Source organism: Acinetobacter seohaensis (assembly GCF_056431365.1).
Map to the genome: position 1 here is coordinate 1 of NZ_JBWKMK010000133.1, position 22,664 is coordinate 22,664.

General features: G+C 40.8%; 21 protein-coding genes and 8 tRNA genes. 6 read left to right on the top strand and 23 right to left on the bottom strand.

All coding sequences use genetic code 11. The annotated features are described in order from the left end of the window. Window positions 1-79 precede the first annotated feature (79 nt). The 6 genes from AC07E5_RS12105 to AC07E5_RS12130 form a co-directional block, all read right to left on the bottom strand. Entirely contained in the window at window positions 80-754 is a 675-nt protein-coding gene (locus tag AC07E5_RS12105; RefSeq protein ID WP_498625556.1) for a hypothetical protein, read from the bottom strand. 51 nt (window positions 755-805) lie between these two features. Continuing rightward, a complete protein-coding gene (locus AC07E5_RS12110) occupies window positions 806-958 on the bottom strand; it encodes a hypothetical protein (protein WP_317097810.1) in 153 nt (50 codons plus the stop codon). 3 nt (window positions 959-961) lie between these two features. Next, a complete protein-coding gene (locus tag AC07E5_RS12115) occupies window positions 962-1,147 on the bottom strand; it encodes a hypothetical protein (protein ID WP_317097809.1) in 186 nt (61 codons plus the stop codon). Between the two features lie 161 nt (window positions 1,148-1,308). After that, complete coding sequence (locus AC07E5_RS12120) at window positions 1,309-1,650, bottom strand: FKBP-type peptidyl-prolyl cis-trans isomerase (RefSeq protein WP_004977304.1); 342 nt, start codon at window positions 1,648-1,650, stop codon at window positions 1,309-1,311. Window positions 1,651-1,708: 58 nt separating this feature from the next. Next, on the bottom strand, window positions 1,709-2,239 hold the full coding sequence (locus AC07E5_RS12125; RefSeq protein ID WP_498625557.1) for a YaeQ family protein: 531 nt from the start codon (window positions 2,237-2,239) through the stop codon (window positions 1,709-1,711). Between the two features lie 92 nt (window positions 2,240-2,331). After that, entirely contained in the window at window positions 2,332-3,354 is a 1,023-nt protein-coding gene (locus tag AC07E5_RS12130; protein ID WP_096901474.1) for a CobW family GTP-binding protein, read from the bottom strand. 521 nt (window positions 3,355-3,875) lie between these two features. On the opposite strand from AC07E5_RS12130, the gene AC07E5_RS12135 reads away from it, so the two are divergent. Beyond that, window positions 3,876-4,088: a hypothetical protein gene (locus AC07E5_RS12135; protein WP_004977309.1), complete on the top strand. Its 213-nt coding sequence runs from the start codon at window positions 3,876-3,878 to the stop codon at window positions 4,086-4,088. A 182-nt stretch (window positions 4,089-4,270) separates the two neighbouring features. Here the strand turns inward: AC07E5_RS12135 and AC07E5_RS12140 are convergent, their stop codons facing one another. The 3 genes from AC07E5_RS12140 to AC07E5_RS12150 all read right to left on the bottom strand — a co-directional run bounded on the left by AC07E5_RS12140 (window position 4,271) and on the right by AC07E5_RS12150 (window position 6,687). Beyond that, a complete protein-coding gene (locus tag AC07E5_RS12140; RefSeq protein ID WP_004977311.1) occupies window positions 4,271-4,792 on the bottom strand; it encodes an acyl-CoA thioesterase in 522 nt (173 codons plus the stop codon). Window positions 4,793-5,150: 358 nt separating this feature from the next. After that, complete coding sequence (locus AC07E5_RS12145; RefSeq protein ID WP_004977313.1) at window positions 5,151-5,321, bottom strand: hypothetical protein; 171 nt, start codon at window positions 5,319-5,321, stop codon at window positions 5,151-5,153. Between the two features lie 355 nt (window positions 5,322-5,676). Beyond that, complete coding sequence (locus AC07E5_RS12150; RefSeq protein WP_498625559.1) at window positions 5,677-6,687, bottom strand: patatin-like phospholipase family protein; 1,011 nt, start codon at window positions 6,685-6,687, stop codon at window positions 5,677-5,679. 233 nt (window positions 6,688-6,920) lie between these two features. On the opposite strand from AC07E5_RS12150, the gene chrA reads away from it, so the two are divergent. After that, window positions 6,921-8,147, top strand: a complete 1,227-nt coding sequence (gene chrA, locus AC07E5_RS12155) for a chromate efflux transporter (protein ID WP_498625560.1) — start codon at window positions 6,921-6,923, stop codon at window positions 8,145-8,147. Between the two features lie 91 nt (window positions 8,148-8,238). Here chrA and gltS read toward each other — a convergent pair whose 3' ends face one another. From gltS to AC07E5_RS12170, 3 genes are all read right to left on the bottom strand, one after another. Next, complete coding sequence (gene gltS / locus AC07E5_RS12160; RefSeq protein ID WP_498625562.1) at window positions 8,239-9,480, bottom strand: sodium/glutamate symporter; 1,242 nt, start codon at window positions 9,478-9,480, stop codon at window positions 8,239-8,241. Window positions 9,481-10,096: 616 nt separating this feature from the next. Next, window positions 10,097-11,398: a DcaP family trimeric outer membrane transporter gene (locus AC07E5_RS12165; RefSeq protein ID WP_498625563.1), complete on the bottom strand. Its 1,302-nt coding sequence runs from the start codon at window positions 11,396-11,398 to the stop codon at window positions 10,097-10,099. A gap of 400 nt (window positions 11,399-11,798) precedes the next feature. Beyond that, a complete protein-coding gene (locus AC07E5_RS12170; RefSeq protein WP_131261542.1) occupies window positions 11,799-12,983 on the bottom strand; it encodes a multidrug effflux MFS transporter in 1,185 nt (394 codons plus the stop codon). 251 nt (window positions 12,984-13,234) lie between these two features. Here AC07E5_RS12170 and yccS point away from each other — a divergent pair, with 251 nt between their 5' ends. The 4 genes from yccS (at window position 13,235) to AC07E5_RS12190 (ending at window position 19,877) form a co-directional block, all read left to right on the top strand. After that, a complete protein-coding gene (gene yccS, locus AC07E5_RS12175) occupies window positions 13,235-15,409 on the top strand; it encodes a YccS family putative transporter (RefSeq protein WP_131261543.1) in 2,175 nt (724 codons plus the stop codon). Window positions 15,410-15,556: 147 nt separating this feature from the next. Continuing rightward, the gene (locus AC07E5_RS12180; protein WP_004977388.1) at window positions 15,557-16,117 is read left to right on the top strand and encodes an SdpI family protein; all 561 of its coding nucleotides are present in this window, start codon (window positions 15,557-15,559) and stop codon (window positions 16,115-16,117) included. 155 nt (window positions 16,118-16,272) lie between these two features. Beyond that, window positions 16,273-18,891: a PepSY domain-containing protein gene (locus AC07E5_RS12185; RefSeq protein ID WP_498625565.1), complete on the top strand. Its 2,619-nt coding sequence runs from the start codon at window positions 16,273-16,275 to the stop codon at window positions 18,889-18,891. Window positions 18,892-19,058: 167 nt separating this feature from the next. Beyond that, window positions 19,059-19,877, top strand: coding sequence for a YdcF family protein (locus AC07E5_RS12190; protein ID WP_253106282.1), 819 nt, complete (start codon window positions 19,059-19,061; stop codon window positions 19,875-19,877). 25 nt (window positions 19,878-19,902) lie between these two features. Here AC07E5_RS12190 and AC07E5_RS12195 read toward each other — a convergent pair whose 3' ends face one another. From AC07E5_RS12195 to AC07E5_RS12245, 11 genes are all read right to left on the bottom strand, one after another. Continuing rightward, window positions 19,903-20,364: a DUF2750 domain-containing protein gene (locus tag AC07E5_RS12195; RefSeq protein ID WP_004977378.1), complete on the bottom strand. Its 462-nt coding sequence runs from the start codon at window positions 20,362-20,364 to the stop codon at window positions 19,903-19,905. A 93-nt stretch (window positions 20,365-20,457) separates the two neighbouring features. Next, window positions 20,458-20,533: transfer RNA gene (locus AC07E5_RS12200), tRNA-Val, on the bottom strand. 101 nt (window positions 20,534-20,634) lie between these two features. Then, a tRNA-Asp gene (locus tag AC07E5_RS12205) sits at window positions 20,635-20,711 on the bottom strand. Between the two features lie 64 nt (window positions 20,712-20,775). Next, window positions 20,776-20,851: transfer RNA gene (locus tag AC07E5_RS12210), tRNA-Val, on the bottom strand. Between the two features lie 101 nt (window positions 20,852-20,952). After that, a tRNA-Asp gene (locus AC07E5_RS12215) sits at window positions 20,953-21,029 on the bottom strand. Between the two features lie 14 nt (window positions 21,030-21,043). Beyond that, window positions 21,044-21,119, bottom strand: a tRNA-Val gene (locus AC07E5_RS12220). A 21-nt stretch (window positions 21,120-21,140) separates the two neighbouring features. Next, window positions 21,141-21,217 (bottom strand) — tRNA-Asp (locus tag AC07E5_RS12225). A gap of 51 nt (window positions 21,218-21,268) precedes the next feature. Further along, window positions 21,269-21,345, bottom strand: a tRNA-Asp gene (locus AC07E5_RS12230). 26 nt (window positions 21,346-21,371) lie between these two features. Further along, window positions 21,372-21,447 (bottom strand) — tRNA-Val (locus AC07E5_RS12235). 273 nt (window positions 21,448-21,720) lie between these two features. Next, window positions 21,721-22,245, bottom strand: coding sequence for a cell wall-recycling L,D-carboxypeptidase ElsL (gene elsL, locus AC07E5_RS12240; protein WP_131261501.1), 525 nt, complete (start codon window positions 22,243-22,245; stop codon window positions 21,721-21,723). Window positions 22,246-22,254: 9 nt separating this feature from the next. Further along, the gene (locus AC07E5_RS12245; protein ID WP_498625567.1) at window positions 22,255-22,635 is read right to left on the bottom strand and encodes a YbaN family protein; all 381 of its coding nucleotides are present in this window, start codon (window positions 22,633-22,635) and stop codon (window positions 22,255-22,257) included. Window positions 22,636-22,664 lie beyond the last annotated feature (29 nt).

The window sequence follows — 22,664 nt, forward strand, 5'->3', positions numbered from 1 at the left end:
AGTATTTTTCTTAATAGTGACTATAGTACAAGTATTTAAAACGACATTTCGTGTCGTTCATATGGTTTACTCCAGTCGCTTATATCCTCGTGCTGAACCACGAGGTTTTTCGCTCCAGTGGATAAAATCCATAGGCAAAATTTGCCAAAATCAAAACAAAGAAAAAAGAACTATAAAATGCCAACTGCTGAAAAATAGTGGGTTCTGCCCACAGCGTCACCCCAATATTAAAGCTCAATAACAGCATTGCCGCGCTATATACCCAACGATGCAAATAGCCCGAACTGAGCAAAAACATATAACTCAGGAAAAATAAAATCGCTAAAAAACTAAATAAATATTCGAGTCTTATTCCCCAAGACCAACTTAAATTCAGGAAAGTGGTATAGGCATAGGGTGCAGAAAATAAATTGTGTAATGCCAGAAAAACAATAAAAATGCCGAAAATAAAAATACGCTTGGTCTTTCCACCATTTGCAAGACTAAATGCCGAAAACATCAAGGTAAACAAACCAATACCAAGTACTGCCCCACAAATCATGGCAATACTCATCATCAAACGCTGATACTGTTGATTGATGGTGCGACTTAAACCAATTTTCATTGGATTTTTTAAACCACCTTGCAAGCTCTGAAAGCTAGACGCTTGAATGGTCAGGGTAAAATATTCACTTTCAGGAACAAAATATGCAATTCGTGGGGCATTTTCGGTTTGGTGACTACTCGCATCTGCACCGACTGTGCCAACACGCACCAGTGGATCGCCATTTAAAAATACCCGATAGGCGCCATATTGGTTGGGAATCTAAATCGCAATACGTCTGCCTAGAAATTCTTTTGGAATTCGAAAGTGCCCAATAAAAGTGCCGTAAGTATTGGCATTGCCCATTAAATCTTCAAATGAAGCAGGCAATTCAACGGTATTCGATGCCAGTACCGCACTGGGTTCTTGAATCAATTGTTACGGATAAAACAACCATCGCCCAGTCAAAATACTCGATTGATCTTCAGTAAATTGAACAGAATTGAGCAGTTGTTGATGTAGATAGTAAGATTCAGGTGCAGACTCATACTGCGCCAACACACGCGGTGGTGTGAGTACACTGCACAGTAAAATTAAGAAGAGCAATGCACACTTGTGCCACATCCGAGTGAAATTCAAAAATGCAAAAGTCCTATTGTGCTTGTTTTTTAATCTAATCGTTCTTGCACTAAATTTGAAGTAAAAAATTAAGTCATTTATGCTAGACCTTACTGGCATCGGATGAATGACTTAAATTCTAGCGGTTTGGCTAAGTTGAAAGGTGTTTATTGATCGCGTGTTTTCACATCATACAATTCAATTTCAAAAATCAAATTAGAATTAGCAGGAATGATATTGCCCATTTTGCGCTCACCATAAGCCAAATGCGCAGGTACGATCAGTTTGCGTTTACCACCCACTTTCATCCCCATGATGCCTTGATCCCAGCCTTTAATGACACGACCTGTACCAATCACGGTTTCAAAATAGTTACCACGGTCTAAGGATGAATCAAACTTGGTGCCATCTTCCAACCAGCCTGTGTAATGCGTAGTAATTAAAGCGCCTTTAACCGCTTCTTTCCCCTCACCCACCACCAAATCAATAATTTCTAATTCTGCACTCATGTTCATCTCCAAATATTTACACTTCGATGTTTAAGATAATTTCCAGCTCGTGCAAGTGTTATTGCAACTGTGTCCACTCAATCTGAGCCTGTGTCTGATCGCCAATCAATGTCCATTCGCCATCCATTACATTCAACTGCAATTGCTTGGTACGTTCGCATAAAGCTTGAACGGCTTCGGTACTCGCTGGCGATAGTTGCCACACTTCAACATTATTTAAAGTTTTGATTTTACTGTTACGTTTGTACCATTCATCTACCGATGAACCATAAGCAATAATCGCAACTTGCTTACAACGCGAACTGGCTTTTTTGACTTTGTCTTCATCTGGGCAACCGACTTCAATCCACTTAATTAACTGCCCTGTTAAGTCTTTTTCCCACAAAGCAGGCTCATCGGTTTCAAATAAATCTTTGGTAAATTCCAAAGCTTCATCTGCATAACGTGCGAATGCCAAAATACGCACCATCAATCGCTCAATAGTTTCAGAAGGATGCAATGCCATGGTGAGCTGATAGTCACCGTATTGATGCACATCCATATTGGCAATGTTCAAATCTGCCTTATAAATTGTCGCTTTCAGCGCCATTGTCTATTCCTAAAACTATGTTTAAATTTGCCACTAAGCATAATGGATTTTCTGTGATTTTGCTGTATCGTTTGCCCGATAACGTATAGATTTCAGTCTAGAACCGCAGCAGCATCGACCCGATACGCCAATAGTTCAGCCTCAAATTTTTCCCAATCACGCTCGCTTTGATAAATAATTTCCAACCGATTGTCTATGCCTTCATCGGTAGATTGATAATTAAATTGCTGCGGATTGAAGTTGAAACTTTTCCAACCCTGATTGGTATAAAAAATTCCTTTAATACGCAGCCAATCTTGCTGTTCACAGAGTAAATCTAATAAGGGATAAAAGTCGAATTGCCAACGTTTAGGCAATTTCCAACCTGCGACTGCATATCCTTGTGCAGTTTCGACATAGTGATATGGCAATTGTTTGATTTCTGCAGACTCTTGCAGATTTGTAGAGCTGACCTTCTGTTGCAATTTTAGCAACGGCTGAATTTTACGCTGTGTACCGACATACGGTATATCCATTTCGGTCAAAGCCAGATGACCCTGTTCTGCTTTCAACCATTTTTGCGCGTAGGCTTGATATTCCTGTTGTAGTTGTATGAGGGCTTGCTCATCTGCCGCCTGCATTTGGTCTGCATGTGACACCACAATAATTTGTGCAGCTTTGAGCTGATCGGCATACAGGTTTTGCTGCGTCCACGCCTGATCATGCAAACGCGAACCATCTACTACCGTCACCAAGGCGCGCATCGATAAATGCGTATGCCAATGTGGTTCGGTCAGTTGTTCCAAGAGTTGCGCAGGATGCCCCAAACCTGTCGGCTCGATGAATAAACGGTCAGGCTTCGCTTCGGACAATAAACGCGACAAAGCAATTTGCATAGGCAATTGGCTGCTACAACATAAGCAACCGCCCAATAATTCTTTGACTTGATAACCCTGTTGCTGAGGTAAGAGTTGTTGATCGACCCCGATTTGTCCAAATTCATTCATCAGCACCGCCCAAACTTCATGTTCTGGTTTTTGGCTGAGTAACTGTTTCAATAAGGTGGTTTTTCCTGCACCGAGAAAACCAGAAATAATATGCGTCGGGACTGCTTTTTGTGGTGCAATTAATTTCAAAATAAGCTCACTTTATTGAATTTCAAACAACTCAAGCATGCTAAGCAAGTTTAGCGATTAGTTCAATCTGAATCTAAACACACTGAAATTTATTCATTTCAGCACATCTATCACCATCATGATTTGAAAAATTCGCTTACATTTATTACGTGATGATCTGCAACTTATTTGGGGAAATACACGAGTTTTAGCCGCTTGATGTTATGTTTTATTGCCAACCACGCAATTTTATTGCGGAAAACACAGCCATTTTGATTGGATTTGACTGCATATTTAAAACAAAAATTACCAAACTACGACCTATTCATCATCATTGTGCGGTTCAAGTAACCGTCATTGTTTTGCTTTGTTGCAAGCATTGATCCCATAGCTTTGGCTCTTTAGCATGAGTTCCTGTTCAGCCCGTTCAAATCAGGTGATGACTGACTTGAACACTTTAGCCGCAATAAGTTTTTTTACTTAATGCTTGTGCTGAGCACTCCCTACTACTCATGAAAAACTTTAAATAAGGATGCCAAACCATGAAATTGACACAAATTTTACTCGCTTCAACTTTTGCTTTTGCCACTGCAACTACTTTTGCTGCAAAGGCTGAATCGACAGCAACAGAACAGGAAAAAGTGGTTGTTTCAACGCAGGAAACTGTGGCTGAACCAGCTTCAGAACAAGCTGCTGCACAACCTGCATCTGAAGCAAGCACTGAAACCCCTGCTGCATCGACGCAACAGCCTTAAAACTTAGATACATTTAAAATGTAAATCGAATACAAAAACTGAGTTTTCCGCCACTCTCTCGGTTTACTCAGTTTTTGTTTATCTACAAAGCCAATCAATATTGCCTTGGACAAAATTAAAAAATAGGCACAAAAAACCTGTCTACAATTGCAAACAGGTTTTCAGCTAAATTTGATGAAAATTTAGTTTTGTTCAGTTTTCTTATAAATGCTGCAAGATGGATGATGATTTTCTTGCAAACGTGCTACTTTACGCTGCTCTGCTGCTTCAAAACGGCAACGCTTCCAGTCATTGTCTAATTTCAACGCAGGGATTTGTTTTGGTTTACCATTTTCATCGACAGCAACCATAGTGAAGTAACAGCTGTTGGTATGGCGCACTGTACGCTTTTGAATATTTTGTGCTTCTACACGAATCCCAATTTCCATTGAAGTACGACCGACATGGTTCACACTAGCAAGGAAAGTCACCAATTCACCCACATGAATCGGCTCTTTAAAGTTCACTTTATCAACCGAAAGGGTCACCACATAACTACCCGAATAGCGGCTTGCACATGCATACGCCACTTGGTCTAATAGTTTTAAAATTGTTCCACCATGTACATTCCCTGAGAAATTTGCCATGTCGGGTGTCATTAACACGGTCATGGTTAATTCTGACTGGTCATCTAACACTGGGGCAATTTGATCTAATGGTGACATCGCGTTCTCTAGACTCTTTTAAAGACAGTAAGATATGAGCCTATTATTATATCGCGTTTATAAAAGTTTGAATGTTCATTTCGGCAACAACTGCATCATTATTATTTATATTGTTTATGATAACATTTATTTAAAATTATAAGACTAAAGACTAAGACTCCCAAGCTGTTATTTTTTAATCCATTTCTGATTTTTTAGAATATTTGTTCAAATTGAATATTACGTGATTCCCCCTGATTCAAGTGTTCAAAAAACAATCTAAAATCTTTTATTCAATGGATTATTCAAGCAAATTTCGGCGAATTTACACGAAAAAAAGTTCAATTTCCCCGTAAATTTTCAAACTTCGCTGCGACATTTAAACCAAGCGCAGCATTTCCTGCGACACATTGCTATAAGTCAAAGTTTGTTCGGTACTCAGTGCAGCTTCAATCACATAAGAACCATCTGGATTAATCATCGTCACTGTAAAAATAACTTGCTCCATAGTGGCAAGTTTCACCTGCTGTCCAATTTCAAAGCCGTGCATGAAGTATCCCCTCGATTTTTTATAAAGTTTTAAAGTCCTGAAGCACAAAAGTTAGGCTGTCTTGGAAGCATGTTCAATTGGTAAACTGCTTAAAAAACGAATTCAGTAAATGCTACATAGAATAAATGGAAACGGTGCGAAAGAACACGCTAAAAAATTGATTTTAAGTCTAAATACCTCATCTCAGTATTTAGATATCTTTATGGTATCTTTATTTTTAAACTATAATATCAAATACTTACAAAGAATAAATCTAAGCAATCTAACATTAAAGTTATTTTTATCAAGCACCTAATTAGACTTAAGTTAAATCTGTTGATTTCATTGAATTGACCTAAATGAAGGATCTGGACAGCTATTTAAACTGTCCATAAAGCCCAAAAGTATTACTCACTTTATAGTCTACAATTCTATGCCCATGCGCATAATGATGCTGTTGATAGACCTGATCAATTTTATTTAATTGCGCTGCAGTTGCTTCTGCGCCTGCCAACATGGTCGCTTCGCGCCCTTTCACATCAAAAATATGGGCTTTTTCACGTAAATCGGGTTGAATGACCACATCTGCCAGTTTCAATTCTTCATTGGCCAAATGCTTTTGCATAATATTAATATTTTGGTTAAACAATCCCCACACATTACTGGTTTCAGTATGAATAGGCTGCGCCAAAATATTCACGGCAATCACAATATCTGCCCCTAAATCGCGTGCAACCTTGACAGGTACAGGGCTCACTAAACCACCATCGACATATTCATGTTCTGCAATTTTAGTAGGTACAAACATACTTGGGATAGACACTGACGCACGCACCGCTTGACCCGTATTGCCATAATTAAATACAACTTTTTTGCCTTCTTTTAATTCAGTCGCCACCACGTACATCGGGATTTTAAATTGCTCCAAACGGAGTTGATCGACTTGTGCATTGACATAATTTTCAACTTTTTTACCATCAAAAAAGCCTTTTAAATCTAAAGTCACATCCCGCACATCATTGGCTTTCATATTCATGGCAATTTCACGTAATTGCTGTGCATTTTTACCACTGGCATAAATTGAACCGACAATGCTGCCTGCGCTGCTGCCCACAATAAAATCAGGATGAATACCGTACTGCTCAAGTACTTCAATTACTCCAATATGTGCATAACCACGAGCACCACCACTGCCCAAAACCAATGCAACAATTGGACGTTTTTTTTGTTGTTTTAACTGACGAAAATCAATTTGATTCAGGCGTGACTTTGCTTCAACCACGGGCTGCGACTCAAGTAAAGTTTGAGTCGAAAATTGCTGCTGTGATGGCACTGCCTGACATCCCACCATCAATAATGCTGTAAGAGATACATACCCAATTTTCATAATGACCTTCTTGAATCCATAGGTTTCAGTCGATATTTCACCGCCAATCGTGACAAGGTTGATCAGCTAACTTGATACAGCAACCATCTTAACCATGCCACTGATGCTATTTGTTTCGCCTTGCATGAGCGCCCATAGTCTATCTATTATTTTAACCGATCCTTGTAGTAATTCGTTAAACTGTCACGTCTAGCGACTACAGTGGCGCACAAGTCGAATCTGTCTAAAATTATATGCCAACACCTTCTTATTCCTTATTATTCTGGATTTTTCTGCAATTAGGCTGTCTGTCTTTTGGTGGGCCTGCAGCGCATTTGGTGTTTTTCCATCAGCGTTTTGTGCAACAACTCAAATGGCTAGATGAATCCCAGTATTCACAAATTGTCGCACTTGCACAACTCTTACCTGGCCCAACTAGTAGTCAGGTGGGGTTAGCGATTGGTTATTTGCAAAAAGGCTATTGGGGCGCAGTCCTAGCGTGGTTGGGTTTTACCATGCCTTCCGCATTGTTTATGGCATTGGTTGCAGTTTTGGGACATCAATATTTAGATGTACTGTCGTCAAATAGCTTTCACAGTATTCAACTGATCGTATTGGCCGTGGTGGCTTGGGCATTTTGGCAAATGTTGCGTAGTTTTTGTAAAACGGTTTGGCAATATGCCTTAATGTTTGCTTCTGCCCTATTTATTTATCTGATGCCCTTGAGCTTCAATCAAGTTTTAGTGATTCTGATTGCAGCTTGTTTTGGCATTTGGATGGCGAAACGCGCAGCACCGACTGCTGCACCATCATCCACCAATACACGGGCGACAGATACGCATTTTACTGCGGCACATTTACTCAAACATCGTCGTTATGCTGTATTTTGGGCAGTACTTTTTGTTGCACCCTTTATTGTGCTGTCAGGTCTAAACTGGCTGCAACCTCAATTACTCTATGCAGCCAATTTAAGTTTCTATCAAGCCGCATCTTTGGTCTTTGGCGGAGGGCATGTCATTTTGCCTTTATTGCATCAAGATTTTGTTAGCACAGGCTTAGTCAGTGCAGAACAGTTCGATTTGGGTTATGCCATAGCGCAATTGGTGCCTGGTCCACTGTTCAGCTTTGCAACATATTTGGGCAGTTTGATTCCAATGACAGAATCAATGCTGCTGAATGCGACTTTAGCCACGTTGGCGATTTTTCTGCCATCTTTCTTTTTAGTATTTTCGACTTTGCCTTATTGGTCTTGGTTGATGCAGCAAGCCTATATTCGTCATGCGGTTACAGGGATTAATGCAGCGGTAGTCGGTTTGCTGCTGTATATGGTGCTCGAAATGGCACAGCGTCATATTTTGAGTATTGCTGATCTGCTGTTTATTGTTTTGGTGATTGGATTATTAAAATCCAAACTACCTGTTTGGCTCAGTTTAATTGGTAGTTTCCTGGTCTATACAGCATTCTTGCATTTCATGGCTTAAAATAAAAATGCTATCGATCAAATAAAAATGCCAGTTCAATTGAACTAGCATTTTTTGTGGATGACTGAATCAAGCCTGAATGCTTTGGAGCTTAGCCACCAAAGAATTTTAGAATAGATTGAATCACCGCAACGTTAATTAAATCGACAAAGAATGCACCACACAGCGGCACAATCAAGAACGCTTTATAAGATGGACCATACATATTGGTAATGGCCTGCATATTGGCGACTGCTGTTGGCGTTGCCCCCATCCCAAAACCACAGTGTCCTGCTGCCAACACGGCTGCATCGTAGTTTTTCCCCATAAGACGGAAGGTCACAAAAGCTGCATATAACGCCATTGTGAGTGCTTGCGCACCTAAAATCACCATCAACGGACCTGCCAAATCGGCCAATTGCCATAGTTTGAGTGACAACAACGCCATCGCCAAATATAACGATAAAGATGCATTCCCAAACACATCAATCGCACGGTCAAAAATATTAACTTTAAAAATACTTTCTAAGACATTACGCAGAACCACACCGCCCGCCAATGCCCAAACGAAAGTTGGCAATTCAAACATGCTGCCTTTGGCAACGCCTGTCATAAATTCGGCAAATGCCAAACACGCTGCAAATAAACCCAAAGTAGTAATTGCATTATCTGCTGTGATTAAACGCACCTGATGCGGATATTCAAATGGAATAAACTCATTGGAATCTTGATCCGCAGGCGTATTATCGCGTTTTTCAATTTGTTCGTCGGTACGTGGTACAGCCAATTGATGACGATTGATTAAAGTTTTAGCCAGTGGACCACCAATTAAACCACCAATAATTAAACCAAAGGTCGCACTTGCCATGCCCAGTGCCAAAGCACCTTGAATACCATATTGGGTTTCTAAAATTTCACCCCACGCACCTGCTGTACCATGACCGCCAGTTAAAGTAATCGATCCTGCAATTAAACCAATTAGTGGATCAATACCTAACAATGTTGCAAGACTAATGCCGACAATGTTTTGCAACACAATAAATGTGGAAATTGCAATCAAGAAAATAATTAAACCGATTCCGCCCTGACGCAATTTTGTGAAGTTCGCGCTTAAACCAATCGAGGCGAAGAAAATAAGCATAAAGCTGGTTTGCAATGCGCTACTGGTGGTAATGCTATAACCCCAAAATTGATTCACCAACAATGAAACAATAGCGGCAACTAAACCACCTGCAACAGGTTCAGGAATATTATAGCGTTTTAAAAAATCAATTTTATTGACTAAAAGTCGCCCTAAGAGCAGGACGATGACCGCAGCAATCAGCGTATAAAACGCATTAAAAGTAAATTCCATGGCAATATCCATATAGTGATTGCAGATTATTTTTAATATGATGAAGAGCTGTCAATGCAAACCAAAGCATTTGCATCATTATGACTCTAAATCAACTAAAAAATGCCGCAATACAAAGTATGTAAACAGTATTGTATTTGACCGATGTTTAAGATGTATGCGTTTCGCTGAGCCAACCCAATCCTTAGGTTTCACTCAAGCGTTATGGTCTGCGTTTGCCTAGAACAGAAGAAAAGAAAGACAAAAGACAGCAATTTCACTTTCGGGGTGACTTCGAGTGCAAACAACTGAATCGGCTTAACACTGAGAGGTAATCTCATATAAGCTCCAAAATATCTGAGGTGGATAAATACCTTCCGATAAAGATATTCAACCACTTGATAAAAAACAGCAAGATTAAAGGTCGATCATTATGCATTTTTTTTGACAAAAAGCTGCTATTTTCTGCGTTTTTTTCTATAAATTTTAATGATTGTTTTCAGCTATAAGAGAAAGTTACAACATTCCTTTAAACTGGATAAAATTTAAGTTATTGAATTAATGCTATAAATTTTATACATAAAAAAACAGAGCTTAATATTAAGCTCTGTTTTGGATTTTGCTGAAAAGTAGCGACTTAGAAGCTATAGCGCGCCATAAAGCCTACACGGTCATCACTGAATTTTTCGCCAGCAAATGTTTCACGCTCACCGTTGATATACTCAATACCTAAATCGACTGGTTTTACAGGTGAATAGATAAAGTTAATCCACGCTTGTTGTACTTTCTCGTTAGCATTAGCATTAGTATTAGGTACTGCAGCTGCTGCACGCGCATAGTCTGTACCATCATCGGCAAATAAAGCACCGTAGGCTAAAGTTGAGCGTAGTTTAGGTGAGAAATTATAGGTTGCACCCACTTGTACAGCAACTGCTTCGTTTTGTTCAATACTATTACCTACAACTGAATATGCTGAATTACTGCCATATAGATGGTTGCTGTTGCCTTTCATATATGCAACATCAGCAGATACTTTAAGCGGCTCTGCAACTTGGTAATTCGCACCTAGAGCTGCACCCCAACCTGTTTTGTCATCATTTGCTTCATCTGATTTATAATGTTCAACCAATGCGCGTGCAGAAGCCAAACCTTTACCTTCAGCAAAACCTTGAGTCACTTTTGCTGTTAAAACTGGTAAACGATAGCTCAAATCTCCATCTTTAGTCGCCTTACTATTACCTTCTTCAGCAGAAACAAATAACTGAGTTGCTGGCGCTAATTTTTGGCTATAACGTACTTGTGGCACACGTGCAGAACCACCTGATCCACCAATGTTCGTACTAAAGTCAATCATTTCTGGCGCATGTACTGAAGCAAAGCTTGAAGTCGTTTGACCAAATAACCAGTTATTTAAAGTCAAATAAGCATGACGGATACGTAAGTTTTCTGAGTTGACATTATCAGCACTTGCAAAGTCAACTTCAACTTTACCACCTAGCTTATTGTCACCCATTGGCGTACTAAAATCTAAACCTAAACGCGTGACTTTTGGTGTAGCGCGTAATTTATCTTTTACGTTATTTTCACCTGTTTTGTGAGTAACGTTAAAATCATTATCCGCACCATCAATAATATAGTTTGCATCACCACGGATCGAACCATAAATAGAAATATCTGCACCAGATTTAGACTTTAAGCTGCTTAATGCACTTACAGGTGCAGCAGGCTTCGCCTGTTGTACTTGGGCAATTTGAGTTTGCTGCTGTTGTTGTACTTGCTGTTGTTGCTGAATTAACGATTTTAACGCTTCAACTTCTTGACGAAGTTCTTGAATTTGTTGTTGCTCAGTTTTTGCTGCGTGTGCAGTACCTACCATTAATGTTGTAACGGCAATAGCTAAACCTTTGATCATAAATTGACCGTTGAGTAATTGACTCATTTATCTCTCCAAAATAAAACAACGCTGCATCCGTGCATGATGATTTTGTTCGTCATCTATCGATTTCACATCGAATTATAAAAATGGCTTAAAAATCAAAACACTTTTGCCAAATAGTCCAAGACACCCAAATATTTAAAATATTACAATTTGTGTCATTTATTACAGGCTTCAATCTATCAAGTTATGACGTTTATTAAAATCAGTTTTCCCGAATAAGAAATCACAATTAATCATAATTACAGATTCAAACAATTAAACCATATAAAATTCAACACCTTAAATAGGTTGATTATTCAAGTATTTACACCACCATTAGACTATTGTATATATTTCAGTTCTGTTAAAAAGCCCGATTTTTTCGAAAAAAATCACCATTTGAAAAAGTATTGACCCCAACTCAATCTGATTGAGGTTGCAAAATATGAAAAACGGCAAACATCCCAAACCCAATAAATAGCAGCATTAATACAGCCATATTCAGCAAAGCACTACCTGTTAAAAAGTTGAGTAACACTCCACCAATCAAGCCACAAAAGAATTGCACACTGCCCATGACCGCACTGGCTGTTCCTGCACGTGCGCCTTGTTTTGCCATAGCTAGTGCCATGGCATTCGGGCCTGTAAAACCAATCCCAGACACGGCAAGAAATAAACCGACCATCACCAATGCCAAAGGTGCATACCCCAAACTACCTGCAAGCAGTAGAATGACCGCACCACTCAGTTGAATCATGCTGCCCAATTTTAAGCGTTGTAACACACCCAATTTGCCACTGATTTTTTTATTCAGGGTCGAAAACAGCATAATACCAATCGCATTGGCACCAAACACATAAGCAAAAGCTGTTTCACTCAAGCCATATTGATCCATCATGACTGCACTTGAACCGCTGATATAGCAAAACAATGCCCCACCAGTCAGACAGCCTGCCAACATTGGAAAACGAAAATCACGATCTTTTAAAATGGCAAAATATAAGGTCAGTACTTGCTGAAAGTTCAAATTTAAACGACGTTCTTTCGCCAAAGTTTCTTTAAAAAAGAAGTGCACACATAAACAGCAAATAATTCCAACGCAGGTCAGCACTACAAAAATAGCTTGCCAATTCATCCATCTAAGTACCCATGCGCCCAGCGTAGGTGCAATAATGGGCGCAATGGTCATCACAATCATCATGCTCGAAAAAGCTTGAGCGGATGTTTGCAAATCCAAGCGATCACGAATAGCTGCTCGTGCAATTACCACACCCACACAGCCACCCAAAGCCTGCAAAATACGTGCAGCAATCAGTCCCCATTCATTTTGTGCAAACACACACAACATACTGGCGAGTGAAAATAGTGCCAAGCCAAAATATAAAGGCGGCTTACGTCCAATCCGATCACTCAGCGGCCCGTAAATCAGTTGACCCAATGCCAAACCTAAAAAGTAGGCAGGCAAACTGTTTGCGACCATTTGGGTCGATACGCCAAACTCGCTTGCCATAACGGGCAAGGCAGGCAAATACATATCAATCGATAAAGGCCCAAGCGAAGTCAATAACGCCAACAATAAAATCCACGCAGTCGAATATTGCCGCATGTTGGGTTGTTGCCTAGATGGTGGCGTACTGCTTGAACTTGGCAGCGTTTTCGATATGCTCATATTTTATGATGAAATGACAGATGTACAGACAAGCTTACACGCTCCATAGTATGATTTGTTGTGATCAAAGATGAATTTTCACATATTAGGCACTCTAAACATCTCATCTACAGTTACAATGTACGCAAACCTTCATCTTGCAGCATAAATCTCTGTTTAGACAGAAAAGTTTACTTAAAGGAATGATGTTGAAACCTTGGCTGATAAAGCTCAAACAAGCGACCTATAACACCACATTTATGTATAACATCCGCATGCTCATTGCATTTGCGGGAACTGCTTTTGTTCCCTATTTTATGGGGATGCAGCTTGCCACTATTCCTTTAACTTTAGGTGTGCTTGCCGCAGGTTTGAGTGATATTGATGACCGTTTTTCGGTGCGTATTGTCAATCAGCTCTATACCTATATTGGTTTCTTTGTTACCGCCACATCAATTCAGTTTTTATTTCCGCATCCTATTTTATTTGCTACAGGCTTAATCCTGTCGTGTATTGTCTTAATTTTGCTCGGTTCGCTCGGACGACGTTATGCCACCATTTCTTATGGCTGTTTGGTGGTGTCAGTCTATTCCATGCTTGGCGTCAACCTATTTGATGACTGGTACATGCAGCCGCTGCTTTTGGTTTCGGGCGCAATTTGGTACGGCTTAATTTCGACCATCAGCTTTTTACTGTTCCCTGTTCGTGCCTTACAAGACAAACTTTCACTCAGTTATTCTTCTTTGGGTGATTTTTTATTTGCCAAATCAAATCTATTTGATGTGGATATGACTGCACCGAGTTATCAACAAAGTATCATTGATTTATCACTTGAAAATGGCAAATTAATTGCGATTTTTAACGACTTAAAAACCGCTTTACTGACCCGTTTAAAAGGTGACCGCGGGCAAAAAGATACCCGACGTAGCTTACAATATTACTTTGTCGCACAAGACATTCACGAACGTGCCGACTCTGCACATATTGATTATCAAAAACTGGCGAAAATATTTCAGCACAGCGATATTTTATTTCGCTTCCAACGCATTTTGTCGATTCAGGGCAAAGCCTGTAAAGATTTAAGCGAAAGCATTTTGCACCGTAAACCTTATGTGCATAACAAGCGTTTTAAACATGCTTTTGAAAATCTTAAACAGTCTTTAGAAAAACTGCGCAGTGAACAGCAATATGACCAAGTCTGGATTAATGCACTGTTTGCCTTATACCAAAACCTGAAATCAATTGATGCTCAACTGCGTAACCTTGAAACCGAACGTAATATTAAACTGGATAAATCCAAACATATTGAACAGCAACTGAAAGATGATGACTTAAAAAGTTGGGATGATATTGTCATTCGGATTAAGCAGCATTTAACCCCCGAATCGGTTTTGTTCCGCCACGCCATTCGTTTGTCGATTGTGCTGTTGATTGGCTATATTTTTGTGCAAGTCACCAACATTCAATATGGCTACTGGATTTTACTGACCGCCCTGTTTGTGATGCAGCCTAACTTTAACACCACCAAACGGCGTTTACGTTTGCGTATTATTGGGACGTTAGCAGGGATTGTAGTCGGCTACACCATTTTATATTTTGTACCGTCCGTTGAAGGGCAATTACTGGTTTTAGTGATTAGTGGCATGTTGTTCTTTGAATTGCGCAGTAAACAATATGCACAAGCCACTGCCTTTATGACCATTTTGGCGCTGATGAATTTTAACCTAGAAGGTTTGGGCTATGCCGCAGCTGTGCCACGTATGGTCGATACCTTAATTGGTTGTGCGCTAGCATGGTTTGGCGTGAGTTTTATCTTCCCCGATTGGAAATTCCGTCGTTTATCACGCACGATTCGCCGCTCACTCACCGCGCAATGTGGCTATTTGGCAGAAGTGATTGAACAATATAAAAATGGACGCAACAACGGTTTGAATTATCGTGTCGTGCGCCGTGCTGCTCATAATACCGATGCAGAAGTTGCTTCACTGATTTCAACACTCGCCACCGAACCTGATTTTGACCCCAATCAAAAAGCTCAAGCCTTTGAGTTCTTGTGTCTAAATCACACCTTTATTAGCTATATTGCTGCACTTGGTGCGCATCGTGACAAAATTGACGATCAGGAAGTCTTGCAACTGCTCGATCAAGCAATGGACGATATTCAAGGTGCTTTACTGAAAGATGAAACGCCAGATTTAAGTGCACACAACATGTTGCAAACCATTCGTCAGCGTTTAAGCCAAAACAAAGAAGAAGATCAAAAATCATTAATTATTTTGCAGCAATTATCTTTGATGATGAGTATCTTGCAACAATTAAGTCGCTTAAAACAAAGTTTAAGCCACGAACATGATCAGGACGCAACTGAACTGGCGTCTTTATAATCAATCCTGCAAACGGTCAGTGCCTACTTATTCGCCCTAAGCTGCACAAGTATTCACCGACCTTAGCATGATTTTGCGACAATATACTCACTGCATGACAGCAATTAATGCTAAACTTTTTATAGTTTTAAATTTGTTAGTTTCACTATGACCGCGAAAAGTTTATACGCCTATACCCTACAGCCTGTGATCTACGAAGTTTCTGAAGAAGAACAACGTCACGCACAACTGGTAATTTGGCGCAGTACCAATAAAATTGGCATGAAAGCATGGATTATTATGGGTGTGATTGTTGCCCTTTCCATTTTAGGCATTCTGCTATTAAAAAATTATTCGACAATTTTCTGCTGGGTTGCCATTGTCTGTGTGGTGCTCTACCTGCTCGTGCGTAAATACGGCTTGGAATGGTACGTTAAGCGAAAAATGAATGAATTTCCTGTTCAAGAAATTAAAGGGATTCGTTTAGGCGTACAGCCGCACGGTATCGTGATGCGTCAGCAAATGGGCGCTCAAGAAGGCGTGGGTGCAATTGGCTGGAAAGATGTGTATGAATGGTACAACACCCCTGAATTTATTTTGATGAACTTCAAAGTAAAAGGTCAGCAAGGTGCTTATATTCTGCCTAAGCGCATGGACAGCAAGAACTTTTCGTTCAACACCATTCGCAAGCATTTGACTGAAGCTGCAGGCGAAGCCAAGCAAATCTAAATATCCCTATTTAAAAATAAACCTCTATCCCCTGTGATGGAGGTTTTTTTTGCTTAAAATTAAAACAATGAACGATAATGAGAATAAATAGCATTTGCATTAACTTCATCTCTGCATTATTCTGCATCACAATTCATACTCAACAACCAACGCTTATGCTGAAGAAAACCTTTTTCCAAATTCACTGGTTCCTTGGTATTACTGCAGGACTGATCTTGTCACTCATGGGCGTGACAGGTGCGATTTATTCCTACGAACAAGAAATTCTAAAATGGATGAATCCGAACAGTTATCAGGTACAAGTTGAGCAGAAAGCCAAACTAAGCCCTGCAGAAATTTATCAACATTTTCAGCGTACCCAACCTGACTATAAAATTAATAGCATCACCGTTGCAAAAGACCCGGCTGCATCTTCAAGCATCAATATTGCGAAAGAAGGTGCAAAACGTGGACAAAATATCCTGATTAATCCTTACTCGGCAGCAGTGTTGCCTGAAATTCGGGGACGTGAATTTTTCCAGTTTATTCAGCAATTACACCGTAATTTAACCGTAGGACCTATTGGTAAGCAAATTACAGCGGCATGTACCCTCATGTTGTTGTTCTTTGTGCTAAGTGGCATTTACCTGCGCTGGCCGAAGCGTCATTCTTTCAAACAATGGTTTGCACTCAAACCCCAATTAAAAGGACGTAATTTTATTTGGGATTTACATGCGGTAGTCGGCACGTGGGTGGTGATTTTCTATCTAGTTTTGGCATGCACAGGACTATATTGGTCGTATGAATGGTGGCGCAATGGCATGTTTAAAGTCATGGGTGTGGAAAGACCACAAGCGCAATTGCAAGCAGATGGACGCAACAAACCTGTAAATTCAAATGCTCAAGCACTTCATCAGGCTGCGCAAACACAAACTGCAGGACGCCGCGCAAACACTACAAAACCAGCCAAGCAGAATACGCTGGATCAGGCACAAATCAATCTGGCATTGACGAAGGCATGGCAACATTTCCCGCAGCAATTGGGGCAGGATTATTCCAGTATCACTTTTAATGTGCCTAAACACACCAATAGTGAAATTGAAATTAACTTTGTCGATGTCATTCCACAACATGAACGTGCCCGCAATAACGCAACTTTTGATTATCAACAAGCACGTATTACTCAACTTGAATTATATGTAGACAAACGGCTTAATGAAAAAATCATGAGCAGTATGCTGCCTGTGCATCGCGGTAGTTTCTTTGGGCCTGTTTATCAATTTTTAGCCATGCTTTCTGCATTGATGATGCCGCTGTTTTTCGTCACAGGTTGGATGCTGTATTTACAACGTCGTAAACAAAAGCGTTTGACTCTTGCTGCACGTCAAAACCAGACTCAATTTCAGATCGACCCAAATGCTGCACACTGGCTCATTGTCTATGCCAGCCAAACAGGTACTGCCGAACAATTGGCATGGCGCACCGCTACTAGTCTGCAAGAAGCACATCAGCCTGTCACAGTCAAAGCCCTGCAACATCTCAGCCTTGAAGATCTTAAAAACACTACCCAACTGTTATGTATTGCTAGCACTTATGGCACAGGTGATGCACCCGATTTGACCTCAAGTTTTGTGAAAAAAATCCTACCGCAAACCTGTGACCTGAGTCATTTGCGTTATGCAGTACTGGCTTTAGGTTCACGTGAATATGCAGATCATTACTGCCGTTTTGGACATACGATTGCTGCATGGCTGCAACGTAATCAAGCACATGCCTTGTTCAATACCATTGAAGTAAATAATGCCAATCCTGCAGACATACAGCGTTGGAATCAGGCTTTGGTACAGGTCACACAACTTGACTTACCAAGTATGCATATCGAAAAAACTTTTGATACATGGACCTTACAGCAACGTGACTTGCTAAATCCCAACAGTTTAGGCGCACCCGCCTTCAATATTGAACTGTTAGCACAACATGATGTGCATTGGTCTGCAGGTGATATTGCAGAAATTCAGCCTGAAAACAGCACTGCACGGATTCACGCCTTTTTAAAACAGCATCAACTCGATGCCAATACAATTCTTGCTGATGGTCAGCAAACCTTAGTACAGGCTTTGGCAGATAAAGACCTCACCGCGCCAATTCAGACATTTAAAACTGCGGATGAATTATTGGCACAACTTTCACCCTTGCCTAGTCGTGAATATTCAATTGCCAGTATTCCTTCACAACAGGTTTTAAGACTTGTGGTGCGTCAAAAATTCGATGCTCAAGGCGAGCTTGGCTTAGGTTCAGGTTGGTTAACTGCACATGCTGCACTTGGGCAAAATATCGCATTACGCATTCGCAATAATCCATCTTTCCATTTAATTGATGATGACCGCCCAATTATTTGTATTGGCAACGGTACAGGGCTTGCAGGATTAATGAGCTTATTGCATGCACGTACCCGCCTGAATTACACCCAAAACTGGTTGTTTTTTGGTGAACGTCAGCAAGCGCACGATTACTTTTATCAGCACACCATCGAGGCTTGGCAAAGCACAGGTATGCTACAACGCCTTGATTTGGCCTTTTCCCGTGATCAAGCCGAAAAAGTCTATGTACACCATAAGTTACGCGAACAGGCTGAAGAATTAAAACGCTGGATTGAACAAAATGCCGTGATTTATGTCTGCGGTAGCATTCAAGGCATGGCCAGTGATGTCGACCAAGCCTTAAAAGATATTTTGGGTGAGACTCAACTGGAACAATTACGTCAGCAAGGACGTTATCGCCGAGATGTGTATTAGGATTTGTTGACACTTTTTAAATGGCTTGCGCTGTAGCTCTATAGCTAAAACTTGGCAATTCACCCAAGTTTTATCCATAGCCTCAGCCGAAACATAATTCAGTTGAGGCAAAATTTTTCAGCAGCTTCGGCTATACTGTTTGTACAGCATCACAGTGCAATAAAATTATGCAAGGCATGCAAGCAAGTCACGTACAAACACAACCTAATCTATTCAAAAGAGTATTCAGTAGCCTAATTGGGCTAATTTTAGTATTGGATGGTGCCTATCTCATCAGCTTAAAGAAAATCCATTTCGGCACCATTTTACCTGTTTTAATAGGCACGATGCTGCTGTGTTATGCGATTTTCTATACTTGGATTCAAAGCCACTTAAAACAACATACTCGCTTAGATGGGCTGTGGAAATTCGGTTGGGGCATATTTTGGCTGTGGTGCATCAGCCTGCTGATCTTTTTTACTTATATTCATTTCAGTACACAGCAGCAAAATACTGTAGACAACAATGCTAAAGTGGTGATTGTACTCGGCAGTGGCATTGAAAATGGACAACCATCGCCCACGCTTGCCAAACGACTGGATACCGCAGCCGCTTATGCCTTAGCGCATCCACAAAGTTATTTAATAGTCAGTGGTGGCCCTGCTTTTGCGGAACAACTCACCGAAGCGCAGGTGATGTCCAACTATTTGCAACAACGTTATGCAATTGCAGCATCACACATTATCTTGGAAACCCAAAGCACCAGTACGGCACTTAATTTGAAAAACAGTCAGCCCTTGCTGCATACATTAGGCACAGATAAAACCCAACCGATTATAATTGTCACCAGCGACTTTCACACACCACGTGCAGCAGCCATTGCCAAACGACAAGGATACACACAGTTCAGCATGCTCAGTGCAACGACACCACTCTATACCCGCTATAACGCATGGTTACGCGAGTATTTTGCTTATATCAGTGGTTGGCTGCTGAATGAGTATTAAAAATAAAATCTAGCAAGCAGATCGCTTAATTCAAACGTATCGAGCGTGGTAAAGGAATTTGCATATCTTTAAAAAATTCAGGTTTTTGCATATACACCTGATACAAATAATTTTTTAGATCAAGCAATAACTTTTCAGGGGCAACCAATACATTCTGCCCTTCTGGGCTTAGATTCATCGAAATATTGGTGGCTTCCTGACGTAAAAATGGAATCACTTTTTCAATAAAATCTTTCAGTGAAATTTCTTCGACTTGATAATTGGCCCAATTGTCTTTAATTAACAGTTTTGCCAGACTTTTATTTTGCCACATTGCAAAAGCACGTTGCCCTGTAGGCGTGGCACAGAGCGCCCAGCCATCTTCATACAATGCAAAAACATGCCCCTGAGACACAATGGTTTCAATAAATTGCTTGTAAATATCTTGTGCATTATAAGTTTGCGTTGCTTGCTTAGATGCAGCTTTACGTTGATAAGGATTTCGCATAAGTCACGGATATTAGTATTATTATTAAATAAAACTTTAGGCGAATTTATTGCAATACGCAAGTAATATAAGATAAATGAGGATGAAAGGATATGGTGGGCGCTGACGGGATCGAACCGCCGACATTCTGCTTGTAAGGCAGACGCTCTACCAACTGAGCTAAGCGCCCTGAAGATTAAAAAATAACATCGTTATTTTTTATGATGCAAGACAAGCAAAGAACGTCGTCTTGAACTTTGAAATACATTTTTCACATCAGGGAATGAAAAATGGCGCAGCGGACGGGGCTCGAACCCGCGACCCCCGGCGTGACAGGCCGGTATTCTAACCAACTGAACTACCGCTGCAACGGTAATTGCGTAAGCAATTAAGGTCTTTTTTGTATGTATGCCAAGCATAAATACTAAAATATGGTGGGCGCTGACGGGATCGAACCGCCGACATTCTGCTTGTAAGGCAGACGCTCTACCAACTGAGCTAAGCGCCCTGATAAGATCAAAACAATATTTTGTTCTGATTTTGCAAAACTGTCAAACTTTGCATCATTTCAGTTTAAGTCTATCAGGCAACCTAAACTTTTCTTTTGAATGGCGCAGCGGACGGGGCTCGAACCCGCGACCCCCGGCGTGACAGGCCGGTATTCTAACCAACTGAACTACCGCTGCATCGCAAAAGAATCTGGTGGGCGCTGACGGGATCGAACCGCCGACATTCTGCTTGTAAGGCAGACGCTCTACCAACTGAGCTAAGCGCCCTCAAAAGCAATTTTATGTAAATGGCGCAGCGGACGGGGCTCGAACCCGCGACCCCCGGCGTGACAGGCCGGTATTCTAACCAACTGAACTACCGCTGCACTTACACAAAGTCACTATTGTGGTACAAACAATGGTTAAAGAATCTTAAGTGGCGCAGCGGACGGGGCTCGAACCCGCGACCCCCGGCGTGACAGGCCGGTATTCTAACCAACTGAACTACCGCTGCACGTAAGAATCTATAACGTAAAGGCTTGGTGGGCGCTGACGGGATCGAACCGCCGACATTCTGCTTGTAAGGCAGACGCTCTACCAACTGAGCTAAGCGCCCTTAACGTCTTTATCGTTTGTGAGGTGCATTATAGAGAATCTTTACCGCCTGTCAAACGCTTTTCGGCTTGTTTTCAGTTTTTTGTGACTGAGTGATTAAAAAATAGGTGATCCGCTATAAAAACAAACAAATTCTGCAAGTTATTTTAGTTTTCAAGCAAAATTAATGTGCTTTTCAACTTGTTAGCTCTGCAATCTATCTGCTCAATATGTTGGTTTTTTATGTTGTGATAGATACAACTTTATTCAATTAACTCGCACCATCAACGCACCATCAACCAAGCAACCCTAAGCTATTTAAATCTAGCTTGTGTTCAGAAATATAAACCAAGGCTTTTTCTGGAATCAGTTCAAACAATTCTAAAATATCGTGGTTACGCATCCGAATACAGCCATGCGATGCAGGAATGCCCATCGGTTCTGTGTCTGGTGTGCCATGTATATAAATATAACGCTGAAAAGTATCGCAGCCGATGCCTTGATTAAAACCTTCTTGCAAACCACTGAGCCATAAAATGCGGCTCAAAATCCAGTCTCGTTCAGGAAATTGTTCAGCTAAATCTAAATTGTAAATTTCCCCTGTCGGTTGACGTGCAATGAACACTGCATTTTCAGGTTCATTTTCACCAAACTTTAAAGCGACTTCATGCCAGCCACGTGGTGTTTTACCACTATTTTCAGTTTCACCAATGCCATTCACACCACTCGAGATGACGTATAGTTTCTGATGCTTAGGCAAATATAAAGTTTGCTCGGCTAAATCAATCAAAATATCTGCTTGTGTGTATAAAAAAGACATTGCGCTACCCTATTCTTCTTCTTTCGAGGGCGGCTGTGGTTCAGGACGTAACCACAACCAAATACACACCACCAACATGGTGGTATTGGTAAAAATTTTGACCGCAACGGGCGCAGTTGTGAACAGCATGATCACGGCACTAATACTCATCATGATCGTTGCAAACCATTTGGCTTTACGCGGTACAGTACCATTGGCGCGCCAATCTCTAAGTGTACTGCCATATTTAGGATGATTCAGTAACCAGTTGTCCATTTGCGGCCAACCGCGTGACGATGCCCAAGCTGCTAAAATCAAAAAAACTGTAGTAGGCATACCCGGCAACAATGCACCAATAAAGCCAAGGATGACAAAGATCACCACTAAACTTCGCCATAACAAGCTTTGCATACCACTGTCCTAAACTACGAATTGCGGTA

Bases quoted from the DNA above. Each gene is read 5' to 3' on its own strand.
- AC07E5_RS12115 (WP_317097809.1), bottom strand. From the start codon at position 1,147: ATGTGGCACAAGTGTGCATTGCTCTTCTTAATTTTACTGTGCAGTGTA.
- AC07E5_RS12120 (WP_004977304.1), bottom strand. From the start codon at position 1,650: ATGAGTGCAGAATTAGAAATTATTGATTTGGTGGTGGGTGAGGGGAAA.
- AC07E5_RS12125 (WP_498625557.1), bottom strand. From the start codon at position 2,239: ATGGCGCTGAAAGCGACAATTTATAAGGCAGATTTGAACATTGCCAAT.
- AC07E5_RS12135 (WP_004977309.1), top strand. From the start codon at position 3,876: ATGAAATTGACACAAATTTTACTCGCTTCAACTTTTGCTTTTGCCACT.
- AC07E5_RS12140 (WP_004977311.1), bottom strand. From the start codon at position 4,792: ATGTCACCATTAGATCAAATTGCCCCAGTGTTAGATGACCAGTCAGAA.
- AC07E5_RS12145 (WP_004977313.1), bottom strand. From the start codon at position 5,321: ATGCACGGCTTTGAAATTGGACAGCAGGTGAAACTTGCCACTATGGAG.
- AC07E5_RS12150 (WP_498625559.1), bottom strand. From the start codon at position 6,687: ATGAAAATTGGGTATGTATCTCTTACAGCATTATTGATGGTGGGATGT.
- chrA (WP_498625560.1), top strand. From the start codon at position 6,921: ATGCCAACACCTTCTTATTCCTTATTATTCTGGATTTTTCTGCAATTA.
- gltS (WP_498625562.1), bottom strand. From the start codon at position 9,480: ATGGAATTTACTTTTAATGCGTTTTATACGCTGATTGCTGCGGTCATC.
- AC07E5_RS12165 (WP_498625563.1), bottom strand. From the start codon at position 11,398: ATGAGTCAATTACTCAACGGTCAATTTATGATCAAAGGTTTAGCTATT.
- AC07E5_RS12170 (WP_131261542.1), bottom strand. From the start codon at position 12,983: ATGCGGCAATATTCGACTGCGTGGATTTTATTGTTGGCGTTATTGACT.
- AC07E5_RS12180 (WP_004977388.1), top strand. From the start codon at position 15,557: ATGACCGCGAAAAGTTTATACGCCTATACCCTACAGCCTGTGATCTAC.
- AC07E5_RS12185 (WP_498625565.1), top strand. From the start codon at position 16,273: ATGCTGAAGAAAACCTTTTTCCAAATTCACTGGTTCCTTGGTATTACT.
- AC07E5_RS12190 (WP_253106282.1), top strand. From the start codon at position 19,059: ATGCAAGGCATGCAAGCAAGTCACGTACAAACACAACCTAATCTATTC.
- AC07E5_RS12195 (WP_004977378.1), bottom strand. From the start codon at position 20,364: ATGCGAAATCCTTATCAACGTAAAGCTGCATCTAAGCAAGCAACGCAA.
- elsL (WP_131261501.1), bottom strand. From the start codon at position 22,245: ATGTCTTTTTTATACACACAAGCAGATATTTTGATTGATTTAGCCGAG.
- AC07E5_RS12245 (WP_498625567.1), bottom strand. From the start codon at position 22,635: ATGCAAAGCTTGTTATGGCGAAGTTTAGTGGTGATCTTTGTCATCCTT.